This window comes from Pseudomonas sp. JDS08PS003, assembly GCF_045013505.1.
GTDB lineage: Bacteria > Pseudomonadota > Gammaproteobacteria > Pseudomonadales > Pseudomonadaceae > Aquipseudomonas > Aquipseudomonas protegens_B.
The window spans coordinates 359,119-376,502 of the sequence record NZ_CP120724.1; the positions used below are offsets into that span (position 1 = coordinate 359,119).

The 17,384-nt window shown below is 64.5% G+C and carries 15 protein-coding genes; 3 read left to right on the forward strand and 12 right to left on the reverse strand.

The genetic code is table 11. The annotated features are described in order from the left end of the window. Positions 1 to 102 precede the first annotated feature (102 nt). Complete coding sequence (locus P7C00_RS01670) at positions 103 to 1,263, reverse strand: AAA family ATPase (RefSeq protein WP_346634088.1); 1,161 nt, start codon at positions 1,261 to 1,263, stop codon at positions 103 to 105. A 259-nt stretch (positions 1,264 to 1,522) separates the two neighbouring features. Here P7C00_RS01670 and P7C00_RS01675 point away from each other — a divergent pair, with 259 nt between their 5' ends. From P7C00_RS01675 to P7C00_RS01685, 3 genes are read left to right on the forward strand one after another with little or no spacing between them, the layout of a single operon-like run. Beyond that, positions 1,523 to 2,617: an efflux RND transporter periplasmic adaptor subunit gene (locus P7C00_RS01675; RefSeq protein WP_346634089.1), complete on the forward strand. Its 1,095-nt coding sequence runs from the start codon at positions 1,523 to 1,525 to the stop codon at positions 2,615 to 2,617. Then, a complete protein-coding gene (locus P7C00_RS01680) occupies positions 2,614 to 3,684 on the forward strand; it encodes an efflux RND transporter periplasmic adaptor subunit (protein ID WP_346634090.1) in 1,071 nt (356 codons plus the stop codon). The genes P7C00_RS01675 and P7C00_RS01680 overlap by 4 nt, the downstream gene beginning before the upstream one ends. Then, positions 3,681 to 6,767 carry an efflux RND transporter permease subunit gene (locus P7C00_RS01685; RefSeq protein WP_404938035.1) on the forward strand — a complete coding sequence of 1,029 codons (3,087 nt, stop codon included), beginning with the start codon at positions 3,681 to 3,683 and terminating at the stop codon, positions 6,765 to 6,767. The genes P7C00_RS01680 and P7C00_RS01685 overlap by 4 nt, the downstream gene beginning before the upstream one ends. A 208-nt stretch (positions 6,768 to 6,975) precedes the next feature. Here the strand turns inward: P7C00_RS01685 and P7C00_RS01690 are convergent, their stop codons facing one another. The 11 genes from P7C00_RS01690 to tcyJ all read right to left on the reverse strand — a co-directional run bounded on the left by P7C00_RS01690 (position 6,976) and on the right by tcyJ (position 17,317). After that, on the reverse strand, positions 6,976 to 7,602 hold the full coding sequence (locus P7C00_RS01690; RefSeq protein WP_346634092.1) for a class I SAM-dependent methyltransferase: 627 nt from the start codon (positions 7,600 to 7,602) through the stop codon (positions 6,976 to 6,978). 154 nt (positions 7,603 to 7,756) lie between these two features. Further along, the gene (locus tag P7C00_RS01695) at positions 7,757 to 8,401 is read right to left on the reverse strand and encodes a methionine ABC transporter permease (protein WP_404938036.1); all 645 of its coding nucleotides are present in this window, start codon (positions 8,399 to 8,401) and stop codon (positions 7,757 to 7,759) included. After that, positions 8,391 to 9,515 carry a methionine ABC transporter ATP-binding protein gene (locus P7C00_RS01700; protein ID WP_404938037.1) on the reverse strand — a complete coding sequence of 375 codons (1,125 nt, stop codon included), beginning with the start codon at positions 9,513 to 9,515 and terminating at the stop codon, positions 8,391 to 8,393. The genes P7C00_RS01695 and P7C00_RS01700 overlap by 11 nt, the downstream gene beginning before the upstream one ends. 1 nt (position 9,516) lies before the next feature. Continuing rightward, entirely contained in the window at positions 9,517 to 10,326 is an 810-nt protein-coding gene (locus P7C00_RS01705; protein WP_404938038.1) for a MetQ/NlpA family ABC transporter substrate-binding protein, read from the reverse strand. Positions 10,327 to 10,439: 113 nt separating this feature from the next. Further along, on the reverse strand, positions 10,440 to 11,807 hold the full coding sequence (locus P7C00_RS01710; protein ID WP_346634096.1) for an LLM class flavin-dependent oxidoreductase: 1,368 nt from the start codon (positions 11,805 to 11,807) through the stop codon (positions 10,440 to 10,442). Next, entirely contained in the window at positions 11,807 to 13,006 is a 1,200-nt protein-coding gene (locus tag P7C00_RS01715) for an SfnB family sulfur acquisition oxidoreductase (protein ID WP_346634097.1), read from the reverse strand. The genes P7C00_RS01710 and P7C00_RS01715 overlap by 1 nt, the downstream gene beginning before the upstream one ends. 39 nt (positions 13,007 to 13,045) lie before the next feature. Next, positions 13,046 to 14,287: an SfnB family sulfur acquisition oxidoreductase gene (locus tag P7C00_RS01720; protein ID WP_346634098.1), complete on the reverse strand. Its 1,242-nt coding sequence runs from the start codon at positions 14,285 to 14,287 to the stop codon at positions 13,046 to 13,048. Between the two features lie 374 nt (positions 14,288 to 14,661). Beyond that, positions 14,662 to 15,042: a DUF2750 domain-containing protein gene (locus tag P7C00_RS01725; protein WP_346634099.1), complete on the reverse strand. Its 381-nt coding sequence runs from the start codon at positions 15,040 to 15,042 to the stop codon at positions 14,662 to 14,664. Positions 15,043 to 15,097: 55 nt separating this feature from the next. Continuing rightward, positions 15,098 to 15,850 (reverse strand): L-cystine ABC transporter ATP-binding protein TcyN, encoded by a 753-nt coding sequence (gene tcyN, locus P7C00_RS01730; protein WP_346634100.1) that lies wholly within the window; start codon positions 15,848 to 15,850, stop codon positions 15,098 to 15,100. 4 nt (positions 15,851 to 15,854) lie between these two features. After that, on the reverse strand, positions 15,855 to 16,520 hold the full coding sequence (gene tcyL / locus P7C00_RS01735) for a cystine ABC transporter permease (RefSeq protein WP_123724242.1): 666 nt from the start codon (positions 16,518 to 16,520) through the stop codon (positions 15,855 to 15,857). After that, positions 16,520 to 17,317: a cystine ABC transporter substrate-binding protein gene (tcyJ, locus tag P7C00_RS01740; RefSeq protein WP_346634101.1), complete on the reverse strand. Its 798-nt coding sequence runs from the start codon at positions 17,315 to 17,317 to the stop codon at positions 16,520 to 16,522. The genes tcyL and tcyJ overlap by 1 nt, the downstream gene beginning before the upstream one ends. Positions 17,318 to 17,384: the final 67 nt, after the last annotated feature.

Genomic DNA, 17,384 nt, shown 5'->3' on the forward strand with positions numbered 1-17,384 from the left:
CAGCGAAGGCGTCCGCGAGGGCGATGCAGTGCTTGAGGGCCTCTTCGCCAGCAAGCTGGCTCCTACGACGGGGGCATGGCAATCGGGGCTGGTGGGGAGGGTTCAATCGGGCCAGTACCAGGCCGGTTCGTCGAGCAGGCGCTGGCCGACGATGCCGGTCTGGCCCAGCTCTTTCTCCAGCACGATGCAGTTGCACTCGGGGTCTTCCTGCAAGGCTGCGATCAGGCGCCGGGCGTGGGACACCACCCACACCTGGCACTGCTCTGAAGCCCTGATGATCAAGCGCGCCAGGGCCGGCAACAGGTCCGGGTGCAGGCTGGTCTCCGGTTCGTTGAGCACCATCAGGCTCGGCGGGCGCGGGGTCAGCAGGGCCGCTACCAGCAACAGGTAGCGCAAGGTGCCGTCCGACAGTTCCGCCGCCGACAACGGCCGCAACAATCCCTCCTGATAGAACTCGATGGCAAAGCGTCCACCCTGCAGCGGGGCGATGTTCAGCCGTGCGCCGGGGAAGGCGTCGCTGATGGCTGCCTGTAATGCCTCGGGGTCGCCGATCTCGCGAATGGTCTGCAACGCCGCCGCCAGGTCGCGGCCATCGTGATGCAGCACCGGAGTGCGGGTACCCAGCTGCGGCTGGCGCACCGGGGCTTCGCTGTCGCTGCGAAAGTGATCGTAGAAACGCCAGCGACGAATGAACTCGCGCATCTGCAGCACTTCCGGCGAGCCGCGCAGGCTGCCCACCTGATCGAACAGGCTGTCGAAGTCCGGCGTGTGCTGGGCCAGCACATCCCAGCTGCGGCCCTGACGCGCGCGGATCAGCGGGCCGTCGCGGTCCACCAGCAGGCTCGCGGGACGGTAGAAGGGGCCGGACCAGATGCATTCCTTCTTGATCTGCGGGTCCAGGGAAAACACCGAGCGGCTGGGCTCCGGCAAACCCAGGGCGATGGCGTAGCTGAAGTCTTCTGCGGCAAAGCCCAGGCGCAGGCGCTTGCTGGAAGAGCGCACGCTGGCCTCGATCGGCACTTCGCCGTTGCGCATGCGCCGGGTGAGGGTTTCCGGCCCGGCCCAGAAGGTCGAATCCAGCCCGCCTTCCCGGGCCAGGGCGTTGACCACGCCGCCCTGGGCGGTCTCTGCCAGCAGGCGCAGGGCCCGGTACAGGTTGGACTTGCCGCTGCCATTGGCGCCGGTGATCAGGTTCAGTCGCCCGAGGGGAATCACCAGTTTGTTGATGGAGCGGTAATTGGCCACCGCCAGGGTCTTGAGCATGCCGGGTCTCCTGTTGCGTGGTGCGCAGTGTGCCTGATTTGTAGAGCGGGAGCTTGCTTGCGGCGGCCCTCGAAACCGAGGTTGTGCTTGCCAGGATAGAGCGCGTCGAGGGCCGTTGCGGCTGCTGCGCAGCCGAGCGGGAGCAAGCTCCCTCGCCACCGAAGCCCTCACTGATGAGACCGGCGTGCAAGGGTTGAACCCTGTTCTAAGCTCACAGTCGTAACGTCACTGGCGCGACGATCAAGCACAAGGAGCCTGCATGGCTGGTCTCAAATCGAGGTGGATAGTGGGGCTGAGTCTGCTGGCTCTGCTCGGCGGTTGCGGAGCGGAAAAGCCGACCGAGAAGGAGCGCCCGCGGGTGCGTATCCAGGAAGTGCAGAGCAGCGATTTTGCCCCGTCGGTGACCCTCACCGGTGACGTCCAGGCCCGGGTGCAGACCGAATTGTCGTTCCGTGTCGGCGGCAAGATCATCCAGCGTCTGGTGGATGTCGGCGACCGGGTTTCCGCCCAGCAGGTGTTGGCCCGGCTCGATCCCAAGGATTTGCAGACCAATGTCGACTCCGCCGCTGCCGCGGTGTTTGCCGAACAGGCACGGGTCAAGCAGGCCAGCGCAGCCTTCGTCCGCCAGCAGAAACTCTTGCCCAAGGGCTACACCAGCCAGAGCGAATACGATTCGGCCCAGGCCGCCCTGCGTAGCAGCCAGAGCGCTTTGAGCGCGGCCCAGGCGCAGTTGGCCAATGCCCGGGAGCAGTTGAGCTACACCGAGCTGGTGGCCGAGGCGCCGGGGGTGATCACCGCGCGCCAGGCCGAGGTGGGCCAGGTGGTGCAGGCCACCATGCCGATCTTCAGCCTGGCCCGGGACGGCGAGCGCGATGCGGTATTCAACGTCTATGAATCGCTGCTGATGCAGCCGCCGGGCCAGGAAACCATCCACATCAGCCTGCTGGACAACCCCAAGGTGGCGACCACCGGCAAAGTCCGCGAGGTGACCCCGGTGGTCTCGGCCCAGAGCGGTACGGTGCAGGTCAAGGTGGTGCTCGATTCACTGCCGGCGGGCATGGACCTGGGCTCGGTGGTCAGTGCCACCGCCCGGGCCCATGGCAAGGCCACGGTGGTGCTGCCTTGGTCAGCCTTGACCAAGAATCTCAGCGAGCCGGCGGTGTGGCTGGTGGGCGAGGACGGCAAGACCGTGCTGCACAGCGTCAAGGTCGGGCGTTACCTGACCGGCAAGGTGATCATCAGCGACGGCCTCAAGGGGGGCGAGAAAGTGGTGGTGGCCGGAGGGCAGTTGTTGCACCCGGGGATGTTCGTCGAGATTGCCTCGGCCACCCAGGGTCAGGGAGCACAACCATGAAGCGCCTGTTGCCGTTGTTATGGGTCAGCACCTTGCTACTGGGCTGCTCCAAGGAAGAACCGGCGCCGGAGCCGGTGCGTCCGGTGCTGTCGATCCAGGTGGCACCGCAATCCGAGGAAAGCCTGGGGCGCTTTGCCGGCAACATCCAGGCCCGTTATGAAACCAACCTGGGCTTCCGGGTGCCGGGGCGGATTGCCAACCGCAATGTCGATGTCGGCGCCGAAGTGGGTCCCGGGGACTTGCTGGCGACCCTCGACCCCACCGATCAGCAGAACCAGCTGCGGGCCGCCCAGGGCGATCTGGCCAAGGTCCAGGCGCAGTGGATCAACGCCCAGGCCAATGCCCGGCGCCAGCAGGAGCTGTTCGACCGTGGTGTCGGCGCCCAGGCGCAACTGGACATCGCCCAGACCGACCTGAAGACCACCGGCGCGTCCCTGGATCAGGCCAAGGCTTCCGTACGCCAGGCCCAGGACCAGCTCAACTACAGCCAACTGCGCAGCGATCACGGCGGCGTGGTCACCGCCTGGAACGCCGAAGCCGGGCAGGTGGTGACCGCCGGCCAGCAGGTGGTGACCCTGGCCCGGCCGGAGATCAAGGAAGCGGTGATCGACCTGCCGGCGACCCTGGTGGATCAACTGCCGGCGGACGTGGAGTTCAAGGTCGCGGCCCAGCTCGATCCAAGCATCAGCACCACGGCCACGGTGCGCGAGATCGAGCCCCAGGCCCAGAGCGCGACCCGTACCCGTCGCGCCCGCCTGACCCTCAAGGACACCCCCGAGGCCTTTCGCCTGGGCACCGCCATCAGCGTGACCCTGAGCTCCGCCATCGAGCCGCGCACCGAGTTGCCCCTGACGGCCCTGCAAGAGGTGGATGGCCAGACCCGGATCTGGGTCATCGATCTGCAGAGCCAGACTGTTGCCCCCCGGGAGATCAAGGTGCTCAGCCGCGACAGCGATTCGGCGCTGATCAGCCAGGGGGTCAAGCCCGGCGAGCGCATCGTCAGTGCCGGGGTCAACAGCCTCAAGCCGGGGCAGAAAGTCAAAATCGATGAGGACCGCGCACAATGACGCCTGACAGCAAAGGGAGCTTCAACCTGTCCGAGTGGGCGATCAAGCATCAGTCCTTCGTCTGGTACCTGATGTTCGTTGCTCTGCTGATGGGCGTGTTTTCCTACATGAACCTGGGGCGTGAGGAAGACCCGTCCTTCACCATCAAGACCATGGTGATCCAGACCCGCTGGCCCGGCGCGACCCAGGAAGAAACCCTGAAGCAAGTCACCGACCGCATCGAGAAAAAACTCGAGGAGCTGGACTCTCTCGACTACGTGAAAAGCTACACCCGCCCCGGCGAATCGACGGTGTTCGTCTACCTGCGCGACACCACCAGTGCCAAGGACATCCCCGAGATCTGGTACCAGGTGCGCAAGAAGATCAACGACATCCGCGGCGACTTTCCCCAGGGTTTGCAGGGGCCGGGTTTCAACGATGAATTCGGCGATGTGTTCGGCTCGGTCTATGCCTTCACCGCTGATGGTCTGAGCATGCGCCAGCTGCGCGACTACGTGGAACAGGTACGGGCGCAGATCCGCGAAGTGCCGAACCTGGGCAAAGTGGAGATGGTCGGCGAGCAGGACGAAGTCATCTACCTGAACTTCTCCACGCGCAAGCTGGCGGCCCTGGGCATCGACCAGCGCCAGGTCCTGCAAAGCCTGCAAGCGCAGAACGCGGTGACCCCGGCCGGGGTGATCGAGGCCGGGCCGGAGCGGATCTCGGTGCGCACTTCGGGGCAGTTCGCCTCGGAGAAGGACCTGGCCACGGTCAACCTGCGCCTCAACGACCGCTTCTATCGCCTGGCGGACATCGCCGACATCAGTCGCGGCTACGTCGACCCTTCTACACCGCTGTTCCGTTTCAACGGCCAGCCGGCCATCGGCCTGGCCATTGCCATGAAGAAGGGCGGCAACATCCAGGACTTCGGCAAGGCCCTGCATGCGCGCATGGACCAACTGACCGCCGACCTGCCGATCGGCATCGGCGTGCACAAGGTGTCCGATCAGGCCGAGGTGGTGCAGGAGGCGGTGGGCGGTTTCACCAGCGCCTTGTTCGAGGCGGTGATCATCGTGCTGGTGGTGAGCTTCATCAGCCTCGGGGTGCGCGCCGGGCTGGTGGTGGCCTGCTCGATCCCGCTGGTGCTGGCCATGGTTTTCGTGTTCATGGAGTACAGCGGCATCACCATGCAGCGGATCTCCCTGGGGGCGCTGATCATTGCCCTGGGGCTGTTGGTGGACGACGCCATGATCACCGTGGAGATGATGGTCACGCGCCTGGAGAAGGGCGAGAGCAAGGAGCAGGCGGCGACCTTCGCCTACACCTCCACCGCCTTCCCGATGCTCACCGGTACCCTGGTGACCGTGGCCGGCTTCGTGCCCATCGGCCTCAATGCCAGCTCCGCTGGTGAGTACACCTTCACTCTGTTCGCGGTGATCGCCGTGGCCATGCTGGTGTCGTGGATAGTCGCGGTGCTGTTTGCCCCGGTGATCGGCATCCACATCCTCAGCACCAACGTCAAACCCCACTCCGAGGAGCCGGGGCGCGTCGGTCGCGCCTTCAATGGCGGCTTGCTCTGGGCCATGCGCAACCGCTGGTGGGCGATTGGCATCACCGTGCTGCTGTTTTTCGCCTCGGTGTTCTGCATGCGTTTCGTGCAGAACCAGTTCTTTCCGTCTTCCGATCGGCCGGAGATCCTGGTGGACCTCAACCTGCCGCAGAACGCCTCGATCAACGAGACCCGCATGGCCGTGGACCGGCTGGAAGCGACCCTCAAGGACGACCCGGACATCGAGCGCTGGAGCACCTACATCGGCGAGGGCGCGATCCGTTTCTACCTGCCCCTGGACCAGCAACTGCAGAACCCCTACTACGCCCAACTGGTGATCGTCAGCAAGGGCCTGGAGCAGCGCACGGCGCTGACCCAGCGCTTGCAGAAGCGCCTGCGCGAAGATTTCGTCGGCATCGGCAGCTATGTGCAGGCCCTGGAAATGGGCCCGCCAGTGGGGCGGCCGATTCAGTACCGGGTCAGCGGCAAGGACATCGACCAGGTGCGCAAGCACGCCATCGACCTGGCCACTGAACTGGACAAGAACCCGCACATCGGCGAGATCATCTACGACTGGAACGAACCCGGCAAAGTGCTGCGCATCGACATCGCCCAGGACAAGGCGCGGCAACTGGGGCTGTCCTCCGAAGACGTGGCGCAACTGATGAACAGCATCGTCAGCGGCTCCACCGTGACCCAGGTGCATGACGACATCTACCTGATCAACGTGGTCGGCCGTGCCGACGACAGTGAACGCGACTCACCGGAAACCCTGCAGAACCTGCAGATCGTCACCCCCAATGGCACCTCGATTCCGCTGCTGGCCTTCGCCACGGTGCGCTACGAACTGGAGCAGCCGCTGGTGTGGCGCCGCGACCGCAAACCCACCATCACCATCAAGGCCGCAGTGCGCGACGCGATCCAGCCTACGGATCTGGTCAAGCAACTGAAGCCGGACATCGAGCAGTTTGCCGCGCAGTTGCCGGCCGGCTACTCGGTGGCCACCGGCGGCACCGTGGAGGAAAGCGGCAAGGCCCAGGGGCCGATCGCCAAAGTGGTGCCGCTGATGCTGTTCCTCATGGCGACCTTTCTGATGATCCAGCTGCACAGCGTGCAGAAGCTGTTCCTGGTGGCCAGCGTTGCGCCCCTCGGGCTGATCGGCGTGGTCCTGGCCCTGGTGCCCACGGGCACGCCCATGGGCTTTGTGGCGATCCTCGGGATTCTTGCGCTGATCGGCATCATCATCCGCAACTCGGTGATCCTGGTGACCCAGATCGACGAATACGAGCGCGAGGGTTATCACCCTTGGGACGCGGTACTGGAAGCCACCCACCATCGGCGTCGACCTATCCTGCTGACCGCCGCGGCGGCCAGCCTGGGGATGATCCCGATTGCCCGCGAAGTGTTCTGGGGGCCGATGGCCTACGCCATGATTGGCGGCATCATCGTTGCCACCTTGCTGACCTTGCTGTTCCTCCCGGCGCTGTACGTGGCCTGGTACAAGATCAAGGAGCCGAGCCAAGACACCGACCGCAACCGCCCCACCGCCCCGTAGGAGCTGGCTATTTCAGTAGGAGCTGGCTTGCCAGCGAAGAGGCCCGAGAGGCGGGCGCCTGATCCGGAAACGCCTTCGCCGGCAAGCCGGCTCCTACAGAGGATTTGTGCAGTTCCGTAGGAGCTGGCTTGCCAGCGAAGGGGCCCGCAAGGCAGGCGCTTGATTTTCAGACGTCTTCGCCGGCAAGCCGGGCGGTGTTGTGGGTAGATCAGGCCTTGCGCCAGACGCTGGCCAGCCACGGTTGCTGTTCGCGAGGCAGGCCGGCGGGGCGGTAGTAGTGCTCCAGTTCGACAAACCCGGCATCAGTCAGCAGTGCCTGCCAGGCCGCCAGGTCGTGGTAGGCGCCATAGCGCGGGCCGTTCCAGCCTTCCTGGTTTTCCCCTCGCGGATTGGAGCTGAACAGCACGCCGCCGTCCTTCAGGCTGGCATGCAGCTGCTTGAGTATCCGCGGCAGTTCCTGGCGTGGGATATGAAACAGCACCGCGTTGGCGAAGATGCCGTCGAAGTGACCCGCCGGCAGATCGAGCTTGAGAAAGTCCTGTTGCCAGACTTCGCAACCGCTGTCCTCCCGGGCCATCTGGGCAAAGCGCTCGCAACCGTCGAGGCCGATGGCCACGTGGCCCAGGCGGGTGAAGGTTTGCAGATCACGCCCCGGACCGCAGCCCAAGTCCAGCACGGTGAAGGGCGTCGGGCCCTGGATATGCCGCAGCAGCGCGTCGATGTTCTGGCTGACGTCGTGGTCGCGGGTGCCTTCACGAAAACCTTCGGCTACCTGGTTGTAGTGGCCGAGAGTGGTTGCAGTGATGGTTTCAAGATCGTCGGGGGCGAGTTTCATGGCGGGCTGCGGGGGTTGAGGGCAGGGTGGCCAATATAACGCCAATGGCGACCTTGCGGGCCCAATCGCGAGCAAGCTCGCGCCTACACAGGGCGCTGATCGACCCGTAGCAGCGAGCTTGCTCGCGAAGGCGTGCGAACGGACACCACAACCCTCAACGCTTGTTCAACACCCGCGCCAGACGGTCGCCACCCAGCTGGATCGCCGCCACCAGGATCACCAGTAGCACGATCACCGTGAGCATGATCTGGCTGTCGAAACGCTGGTAGCCGTAGCGGTAGGCAATGTCCCCGAGCCCACCCGCGCCAATCGCGCCGGCCATCGCCGAGGAATTGATCATGGTCACCAGGGTGATGGTGAAACCGCCGACGATGCCCGGCAACGCTTCGGGCAGCAGCACGTGCCAGACAATGTGCCAACGGCGGCAGCCCATGGCCTGGGCGGCTTCGATCAGGCCGTGGTCCACTTCCCGCAGGCTGACTTCGGCGATGCGCGCAAAGAACGGCGTAGCGGCGATGGTCAGCGGCACTACTGCCGCCCACACGCCGTAGGTGGTGCCGACGATCAGCCGGGTAAAGGGAATCAGCGCCACCATCAGGATCAGGAACGGGATCGAGCGGAACAGGTTCACAAAGGCCCCCAGGGCCCGGTTCAGGGTCGGTGCCTCGTAGATCCCGCCCTTGCCGCTGGTGACCAGGATCACCGCCAGGGGAATCCCCGCCAGCAGGGCAATCAGCGAGGACACGCCGACCATCAGCAGGGTGTCGAGAATGCCCTGCAACAAGCGATCAAACCACATAGCCCAGTACCTCCACCTGTTGTGCCCAGTGCCCCGCGCGCTGGCGCAGTTCCTCGGCGCCCAGAGGCGAGCCCTGGACCGCCAGCAGCAGTTGCCCCAGGGCGTGGCCCTGGATCCGTTCCACCCCGCCTTGCAGCAGGCGCACGCGACCGCCCAGGGCGCCGAACAGCGCCGCCAGGTCCGGCTCTTCATGCTTGACGCCGGTGAAACGCAGGCTCAGCACCAGCGCCGCGTCGGCCGCCGTCGGCTGGCTGTGCAGGCGGTTTTGCAGCTCTTGCGGCAGGCCGTGCTGCAAGGGCGCCAGCAGGGTCTTGCTGACCTCGTGTTGCGGGTTGCCGAAGACTTCCCAGACCGGGCCCTGCTCGACAATGCGTCCATGTTCCAGCACCACCACCCGGTCGCAGATGTCGCGGATCACCGCCATCTCGTGGGTGATGAGGATGATGGTCAGGCCCAGGCGCTGATTGATCTCCTTGAGCAGGCCGAGGATCGACTGGGTGGTTTCCGGGTCCAGGGCCGACGTGGCTTCGTCGCACAGCAGGATGTCGGGATCGTGGACCAGGGCCCGGGCGATCCCCACGCGTTGTTTCTGGCCGCCGGACAGCTGCGCCGGGTAGGCCTTGTGCTTGTCCTTGAGACCAACCAGTTCCAGCAGCTCGCGGACCTTGCGCTCGCGCTCGGCCCTGGGCACGCCGGCCACCTTCAGCGGCAGCTCGACGTTGTGCCATACGGTCTTGGCCGACATCAGGTTGAAGTGCTGGAAGATCATGCCGATGCGCCGGCGCAGGGCGACCAGGCGGTCTTCGTCGAAGTCGCCGATGTCCACCTGATCAATCAGCACCCGGCCGCTGCTGGGTTGTTCCAGGCGGTTGATGGTGCGGATCAGCGACGACTTGCCGGCGCCGCTGCGGCCGATGATGCCGAACACTTCGCCGCGCTGGATCGCCAGGTCGATGCCGTGCAGGGCCTGCACCGGCCCCTGCTGGCCCAGGTAGGTCTTGCCCAGGCCGATAAAGCGCACCTGGGCGCGGTTCAGGTCAGGGTGCAGCTCGGTCTGCCCGGAGCGTTGGGGCGCAGCTTCTGGCAGCTTGCGCTGGAGCGTCGCGACACTCATTTCAACCTTCCCAGCCGGCTTGGTAGAGCTTGCCGTGGGCCTTGTCCAGGGCGGCGCGAACGGCTGGCGAGTGCTGGTAGATATCGACGAACTTGATCAGCCGCGGGTCGTTCTTGCTCTTGGGCTGGATCACGAACTGAATCACGTATTCCTTGTGGTCCAGGCCGTCGAACAGCAGCGCCGAGCCGGCATCGAAGGTCTTGGCCAGGCGGATGTAGGCCGGGTAGCCCTGGACCAGATCGGCGTCGTCATAGGCACGCACCAGTTGCACGGCTTCGACCTGGAGGATCTTGATTTTCTTCGGGTTGCTGACGATGTCTTCTTCGGTGGCCTTGTAGCCCACGCCCGGCTTGAGGGTGATCAGACCGGCCTTGGCCAGCAGTTGCAGGCCGCGCCCGCTGTTGATCGGGTCGTTGGCGATGGCCACGCTGGCGCCTTGTGGCAGTTCGGCGAAGCTTTTGTATTTTTTCGAGTACAGGCCGACGTTGTTGATGATGCCCGGGGCGAAGGGCTCCAGATCGAAACCGGCGGCGGCCTTGGCGTTTTCCAGGAAAGGAATGTGCTGGAAGTAGTTCACGTCGATATCGCCGGCGGCCAGGCTGACGTTGGGCGCGATCCAGTCGGTGAACTCCACCAGCTCCACCTTCAGGCCCTGCTTGCCGGCCTCTTCCACGGCGGCCTCCAGGGGAATGGCGAAGGCGGCGGTGGTGCCGACCTTGAGCGGCGCGTCAGCGGCGAAGACGGCGCTGCTGAACAGGCCGAGGGCGAGGGCCAGGGCTTTGACCGGGTGGCGCAGGTGTTTGGTTTTCATGTGGGTCAGGGTCCAAGTCGGGGCGAGGGAATGTGCAGGTTTTGCTGGCTTCTTCGCTGGCAAGTCAGCGCCTACAGGTGAGGTGTGTAGGAGCCGGCTTGCCGGCGCAGCGGTTAGCGGCGGTAGGCCGCGCCGGTGTGTCGTTCAGGCAGTTTGCGGCCTTCGTGGAACAGTTTTTCCCGCAGGGTGCCGTCGTCGTAGGCGGTCTTGTAGGAGCCGCGGCGCTGCAGTTCGGGGATCACCAGGTCGATGAAGTCGACGTAGCTTTCCGGGGTGACGATGCGGGTCAGGTTGAAGCCGTCCAGGCCGGTCTCGGCGATCCAGGACTCCAGGTCGTCGGCCACCTGCTGCGGCGAGCCGACCACGGTGAAGTAGCGGCCGCCCAGTGCGTGCTGGTCCAGCAGCTTGCGCCGGGTCCAGTCGTTGTTCTGCAGGTTCTTGGTGGCCGACTGGATGGCATTGCTCTTCACGTACTGGATGGGTTCGTCGATCTCGTACTGGGAAAAATCGATCCCGGTGGACGCGGAAAAATGCGCCACCCCGGCTTCGGCGCTGGCGTGGCTGCGGTACTCGGCGTGCTTCTTCCAGGCCAGTTCCTCGGTCTCGCCGACGATCACGTTGAGGCCCATGAACACCTTGATGTCCTCGGGGTTACGTCCGGCGGCCACGGCGCTGGCGCGGACCTTGTCCACCTGGGCCTTGGTCGCCGCCTTGTTCTGTCCGCTGATGAACACGCACTCGGCGTGGCGCCCGGCGAACAGCAGGCCGCGATCCGAGCTGCCGGCCTGGAACAGCACCGGGGTGCGTTGCGGCGACGGTTCGCACAGGTGGTAACCACTGACCTGGTAGAACTCGCCCTGGTGCTCGACCTTGTGCACTTTTTCCGGCTGGGCATAGATGCGTTGCTCGCGGTCATTGAGTACCGCGTCGTCTTCCCAACTGCCTTCCCAGAGTTTGTACAGCACCTCCAGGTACTCGTCGGCCTGGTCGTAGCGGCGGTCGTGCTCGATCTGCTCCTTGAGCCCCATGGCCTGGGCGGCGCTGTCCAGGTAGCCGGTGACGATGTTCCAGCCGACTCGGCCACGGCTCAGGTGGTCGAGGGTGGAAAGGCGCCGGGCGAACAGGTAGGGCGCCTCGTAGGTGAGGTTGGCGGTGAGGCCGAAGCCCAGGTTCTTGGTGACAGCGGCCATGGCCGAAACCAGCAGCAGCGGGTCGTTCACCGGCAGTTGGATCGACTCCTTGAGGGGCACGTCCACCGAGTTCTGGTAGACGTCGTAGACCCCGACGATGTCAGCGATGAACAGCCCGTCGAACAGCCCGCGCTCCAGCAGTTGGGCCAGTTCGGTCCAGTATTCGAGGGTCTTGTACTGGGTCGAATTGTCCCGCGGGTGGGTCCACAGGCCGTGGTTGATGTGCCCGATGCAGTTCATGTTGAAGGCGTTGAGCAGGATCTTTTTCTTCACCGTTTCAGGAGCGGCCATCAAATGGTCCCCCGCAGCGGCGGGTTCTGCTGATTCAGGTAGTAGTTGCCCACCGCGTGGTACTTCCAGCGCACCGGGTCGTGCAGGGTGTGCACCCTGGCGTTGCGCCAGTGGCGGTCCAGGCCATGTTCGGCCAGGGTTGCCTGGCTGCCTGCCAGTTCGAACAGGGTGCTGCCGGCGGCCAGGGAGATTTCCGTGCTCAGGGCGCGGACCTCAGCCACGGCGATGGACGCGGCGGCCACGGTGTCGGCGTTGGTCTCGGCCTGGGCCTTGTCGAGGAATTCCCCGGCGCGCTCCAGCAGGGCCTCGGTGGCGTGCAGGCGGATGCTCAGGTGGCCGAAGCTCTTGATGGTCAGCGGGTCTTCAGTGGCCTTGTCGTGGCCGGAGTCGATCCATGGCCGGGTCTTGGTGCGAACGAAGCGCAGGGCGTCCTCGTAGGCGGCGCGGGCGATGCCGGTGTCGATGGCGGCGTGGAGAATCTGCGCCAAGGGGCCGACCGGGGTCGGGCGTTCGAAGGCGCTCTGGAACGGCACCACGTCGGCCTCGTCCACCCACACGTTTTCGAACTGCACCGAGCCGCTGCCGGTGGTGCGCTGGCCGAAGCCGCTCCAATCGTCGATCACGTTCAGGCCCTGGGCGTCGGCGGGGACGAAGGCCAGTTGCTGCACGCCGTGCTCATCCACCACCGAGGTGGGAATGCGCTGGGCATAGATGGCGCCGGTGGCGTAGAACTTGCGCCCGTCGATGCGGTAGCCCTGGTCGCTGCTGTCGCGGCTCAGGCGGGTGGTGCGGTCGTGGGCGGTCTTGGTGCCGAGCTCGGCCAGGGCATTGCCGAAACGGCGGCCGGCCAGGACTTCGGCGTACAGCCGCTGTTTCTGCTGAGGGCTGCCGTTCACCCGCAGCACTTCCAGGGCGTAGAAATGGTTTTGCGGAATCTGCCCCAGGGAGGCGTCGGCCTCGGCGATCAGGGCGATGACCTTGGCCAGGGTGACGTTGGACACACCGGCGCCGCCGTATTCCTTAGGCACGCTGATGCCCCACAGGCCAGAGCGGGTGAAGGCTTCCAGCTCGGGGTGCGGCAGGCGCCGTTCGCGGTCGCGCAGGGCGCTGTCGCGTTTGAAATCTTCCGCCAGGTCGCTGGCGACAATCAGGGCTTGTTCATCGCTGGTGATGACCGCGACGTGTTGAGAAAGAGACATGTGTTTCTCCAGAGATCTGGTCAAAAGCGTTCTGGGCGGTTAAATCCAGGAATGCCGAGCCGGCAGCGTGCCGTTCAGGTGGTAGGCGCCGACAGCGTGGTACTTCCAGCGCACCGGGTCGTGCAGGGTGTGCACCCGGGCGTTGCGCCAGTGACGGTCGAGGTTGAATTCGGCGAGGGTGGCGCGGCTGCCGGCCAGCTCGAAGAGCTTTTCGCTGGCCAGCAGCGAGATCTCGGTGGTCAGCACCTTGGCTTCGGCCACGGCGATGGATGCGCGGGCGGCGGACTCGGCGGTAATCGGCGCCGCGCTGACCTGATCCAGCACCTGCCCGGCCTTGCGCAGCAGGGCTTCGGCGGCGTGCAGTTCGATCTGCAGCTTGCCGATGTCGGCGATCACATACAGGTCATCGCTGGCCCGCTCGACGTTGGCGTCGATCCACGGGCGGGCACGTTCACGGACAAAGGCGATGGCATCGGCCACGGCTTCCCGGGCAATGCCGGCGTCGATGGCGGCCTGGATCAGTTGGGAAACCGCACCCTGGATATTGGGCGACTCGTTGATCCGCCAGTTGTCCAGCACCAGCTCGGACTCGACCCGCACATCGTTGAGCAGGATGGTGCCGCTGGCGGTGGTGCGCTGACCGAAGCCGGACCAGTCGTCGACGATGCGCAAGCCTGGGGTGCCACGGCGGACGAAGGCCAGCACCTGGCGGCCTTCCTCGTTGAGTGCCTTGACCGCTACCCAGTGGGCGAACAGGGCGCCGGTGGAGTAGAACTTCTGGCCATTGATCACATGGCCGTCGGCGTCGGCGGTGATCCGCGCCTTGAGTTCCAGGGTGTTCTTGGTACCGCGTTCCGGCCCGGCATTGCCGATGCGCCAGCCTTCCAGGACGCTCTGCAGCAGCTGTTTTTTCTGCCGCTCGGTGCCGCAGCCGAGAATCAGGTTGAGAATGCCGAACTGGTTCTGCGGGATCTGTCCCAGGGCCGGGTCGGCCGCGGAAATGATCGCGAAGACCTCAGCCAGGGTGACGAAGGAAACCTGTGGCCCGCCGTAGGCGCGGGGGATGGAAATACTGCCCAGGCCGCTGCGGGTGAACTGTTCGATCTGCGCCCAGGGCAGCTTGCGCTGACGGTCACGTTGGGCGGCTTGCTGGCGGGCAACGTCCGCCAGTTCATGGGCGGCCTGAAGGGCTTCGGCGTCGTTGCGCAAAACCCGTGCGGGCAACAAAAGGGGAGCAATATCCAGGTCACTCTGGACCTGAGCTTCGACCAGACTGGACATCAGCGCCACTCCTTGGCTGCACGCAATGCCCTGGCGATCTGCACTGGGGTGATTGTGTTCCGGACCATACCTACCTCACATCTCATGGATATGCCGCGTTCGTGCGGCGAAATCAGAATCAAGAATGTCCGGTGGTCCGGTGCATATACCCTATGCGCGTATAAAAATTAAATAAACTAACTTTTAGGAATATGAATAGAAGGGGTTTACGTATACGGCAGGATGGCCGGTTGCGGCCCAGTGGCTGCGGGCTGGCGCGGTGTGCGGCAGAGGTCGGCGAGCATTTTTCGTCGGCAGAAAAGAACACGGACAGGGGGATAGAAACACGCGAAGTGAGGCGCTCAGCGGTGAACTTTAAGGCTGCGCCGCAGGCGTTACTGGTACTGATCCAGCTCGTGGGTGAGCGATTGCAGCAGTGACTCGGGGGGCAGCAACAGGCCTTGTCCGTGCACATCCGCAAACACCAGGCAGAGCGTGGCGTCGCGCTGCATGCCGGGCAGCCAGTGAGAGAGGAAATGGCTCAGCTCAATGGGCTTGGGTTCAAAGCCGTGCCATGGGCCATGGGCACACAAGGCGGCGAAGTCCGCCTCCGGCCAGAACGCGATGGCGCTGGCCTGGGCAGAGCCGGCGGTGGCCCAGCCGTCAGCGAACAGCCCCCAGATGACCTGGAAATCCGCCACCTTGCGAATCAGGTAGTCGCACCGGGCCTGGGGCGAGAGCCGGAGCAGGTTGTGGATTTTCTGTGGCGCCAGCATCAGGCCTCCATGGCCTGGAGTGGGAGCGGGCAGCCGGCGATGGGGGATTGAAGCTTCATGTGCCGGGTTGGAGAAACTTGCTCAGAAACTGTCGCGTGCGCTCTTGCTGAGGGTTGGCGAACAGCGCCTTGGCTTCGCCCTGTTCGACGATCACGCCCTTGTCGAAGAAGATCACTCGGTTGGCCACGTCCCGGGCGAAGCTCATCTCGTGGGTGACGATGACCATGGTGCGTTTCTCTTCGGCCAGGCTGCGGATGGTGGCCAGTACTTCGCCCACCAGCTCCGGATCGAGGGCCGAGGTGGGCTCGTCGAACAGAATCACCCGGGGTTCCATGGCCAGGGCCCGGGCAATCGCCACACGCTGTTGCTGGCCGCCGGACAGGCGCCTGGGGTAGCTGTCTTCCTTGCCCGCCAGGCCGACCTTGGCCAATAGCTTGCGGCCCAGGGTCAGGGCCTGGTCCCGTGGGGTTTTCTTTACCACCAGCGGGCCTTCGATGACGTTCTCCAGGGCGGTGCGGTGGGGGAACAGGTTGAAGTTCTGGAACACGAAACCCACTTGCTGGCGCAACTGGCGTATCCGGCCTTGTTGCTGGTTGAGGGGGATCTGGCTGTCGATGGCAATGTCGCCGATCCTGATGCGTCCGCTGGTCGGTTCTTCAAGAAAATTGAGGCAGCGCAGGAAGGTGGTCTTGCCCGAGCCGCTGGGGCCGATGATGGCAACCACTTCGCCTTCCTTGACCTCCAGGTCGATGCCGTTGAGTACGGTCTGGCCCTTGAACTGCTTGGTCAGTTTTTCCACCACGATCATGGCTTCAAGACTCCTGGTCGTGCCGATTGACCCGCTCTTCCAGACGGTTCTGCAGGTGCGCGAGCACGCTGGCGAGAATCCAGTAGATCAGAGCGGCGGCAAGATACATGGTGAAAATTTCGAAGGTGCGGGCGGTGATCAGCTGCGCCTGGCGGAACAGTTCCGGCACCTGGATGGTGGCGGCCAGGGCCGTATCCTTGACCAGGGAAATGAAACTGTTGCCCAGCGGCGGCAAGGCGGTGCGCATGGCTTGCGGGAGGATAGCCCGGCGTAGCGTCTGGGCCCGGGTCATGCCGATGCTGGCGGCCGCTTCCCATTGGCCGCGTTCGATGGAGCCGATGGCGGCCCTGAGGATTTCACAGGCGTAGGCCGCCATGTTCAGGGAAAAACCGATCAGCGCTGCGGGCAACGGGTCCAGTTCCAGCCCCAGTTGCGGCAGGCCGTAATAGATCACGAAGAGTTGCACCAACAGCGGCGTGCCGCGAAAGAACGACACGTAGACTCGGGCAATCCAGCTCAGCAGCTTGAAGCGCGACAGCCGCATCAAGGCCAGGCCAAAGCCCAGCAGCAGTCCGAAGAACATGCCGCCGAGGCTGAGGATGACCGTGTAATACGCGCCCTTCAGGAGAAATGGCGCCGAATCCAGCGCCAGTTGCAGACCTGCTTCCATTATTGGGTGACGTCAGCGTTGAAGTATTTCTCCGAGAGCTTTTTCAGCGTGCCGTCGGCCCGCAGCTCTTCGATCGCCTTGTTCACCGCTGCCAGCAGCTCGGGTTCACCTTTGCGCAGGGCCACACCGGCTTCCTGGCGGGAGAAGGGTTCGCCGGAAACCACCAGGGTGTCCTTGGTTTTCTTGATCAACTCGAAGGCGGCCAGACGGTCCACCAGGATGGCGTCGATACGGCCTACGCGCAGGTCCTGGTACTTGGTCGGATCATCGTCGTAGGTCTTGATGATGGCGGTGGGGACGTTGTCCTTGAGCCATTGTTCGTAGTTGGTGCCTAGGCCCACGCCGACCTTGTGGCCACCCAGGTCGGCGGCAGTCTTGAACTTGCCTTCATCCTTTTTCTGGGTCAGGGCCTGGATCCCGGAGACGGTGTAGGGGGTGGAGAAATCGTACTTTTTCTTGCGCTCTTCAGAGATGGTCACCTGATTGACGACCGCGTCCAGGCGCTTGGACTCCAGGGCGGCGAGGATGCCGTCCCATTTGGTCGGTTGCAGCTTGACCTTGACCCCGAGCTTGTTCGCCAGGGCTTCGGAGAACTCCACTTCGAAGCCGGCCAGCTTGCCGTTTTCGTCGACGAAGCTGAACGGTGGATACGTGCCTTCCAGGCCAACGTTGATCACTCCCGCATCCTTGATTTTCTGCAGTTGCTCGCCGGCAACCGCTTGTCCCATCAATCCGGCACCGAGGGCCAGGCCCAGTGTGCCGATCAGCAGATTTCGACGCAGTACGGAAAAGTTCATGACAAGCCCCTGTGATTTCTTATGCACGATGCGGGTGGGAGATGCAGGCCAATCGGTGAGCCGAAAG

Bases quoted from the DNA above. Each gene is read 5' to 3' on its own strand.
- P7C00_RS01675 (WP_346634089.1), top strand. From the start codon at position 1,523: ATGGCTGGTCTCAAATCGAGGTGGATAGTGGGGCTGAGTCTGCTGGCT.
- P7C00_RS01720 (WP_346634098.1), bottom strand. From the start codon at position 14,287: ATGTCCAGTCTGGTCGAAGCTCAGGTCCAGAGTGACCTGGATATTGCT.
- P7C00_RS01680 (WP_346634090.1), top strand. From the start codon at position 2,614: ATGAAGCGCCTGTTGCCGTTGTTATGGGTCAGCACCTTGCTACTGGGC.
- P7C00_RS01710 (WP_346634096.1), bottom strand. From the start codon at position 11,807: ATGGCCGCTCCTGAAACGGTGAAGAAAAAGATCCTGCTCAACGCCTTC.
- tcyJ (WP_346634101.1), bottom strand. From the start codon at position 17,317: ATGAACTTTTCCGTACTGCGTCGAAATCTGCTGATCGGCACACTGGGC.
- tcyN (WP_346634100.1), bottom strand. From the start codon at position 15,850: ATGATCGTGGTGGAAAAACTGACCAAGCAGTTCAAGGGCCAGACCGTA.
- P7C00_RS01715 (WP_346634097.1), bottom strand. From the start codon at position 13,006: ATGTCTCTTTCTCAACACGTCGCGGTCATCACCAGCGATGAACAAGCC.
- P7C00_RS01725 (WP_346634099.1), bottom strand. From the start codon at position 15,042: ATGCTGGCGCCACAGAAAATCCACAACCTGCTCCGGCTCTCGCCCCAG.
- P7C00_RS01685 (WP_404938035.1), top strand. From the start codon at position 3,681: ATGACGCCTGACAGCAAAGGGAGCTTCAACCTGTCCGAGTGGGCGATC.
- tcyL (WP_123724242.1), bottom strand. From the start codon at position 16,520: ATGGAAGCAGGTCTGCAACTGGCGCTGGATTCGGCGCCATTTCTCCTG.
- P7C00_RS01705 (WP_404938038.1), bottom strand. From the start codon at position 10,326: ATGAAAACCAAACACCTGCGCCACCCGGTCAAAGCCCTGGCCCTCGCC.
- P7C00_RS01695 (WP_404938036.1), bottom strand. From the start codon at position 8,401: ATGTGGTTTGATCGCTTGTTGCAGGGCATTCTCGACACCCTGCTGATG.
- P7C00_RS01670 (WP_346634088.1), bottom strand. From the start codon at position 1,263: ATGCTCAAGACCCTGGCGGTGGCCAATTACCGCTCCATCAACAAACTG.
- P7C00_RS01700 (WP_404938037.1), bottom strand. From the start codon at position 9,515: ATGAGTGTCGCGACGCTCCAGCGCAAGCTGCCAGAAGCTGCGCCCCAA.
- P7C00_RS01690 (WP_346634092.1), bottom strand. From the start codon at position 7,602: ATGAAACTCGCCCCCGACGATCTTGAAACCATCACTGCAACCACTCTC.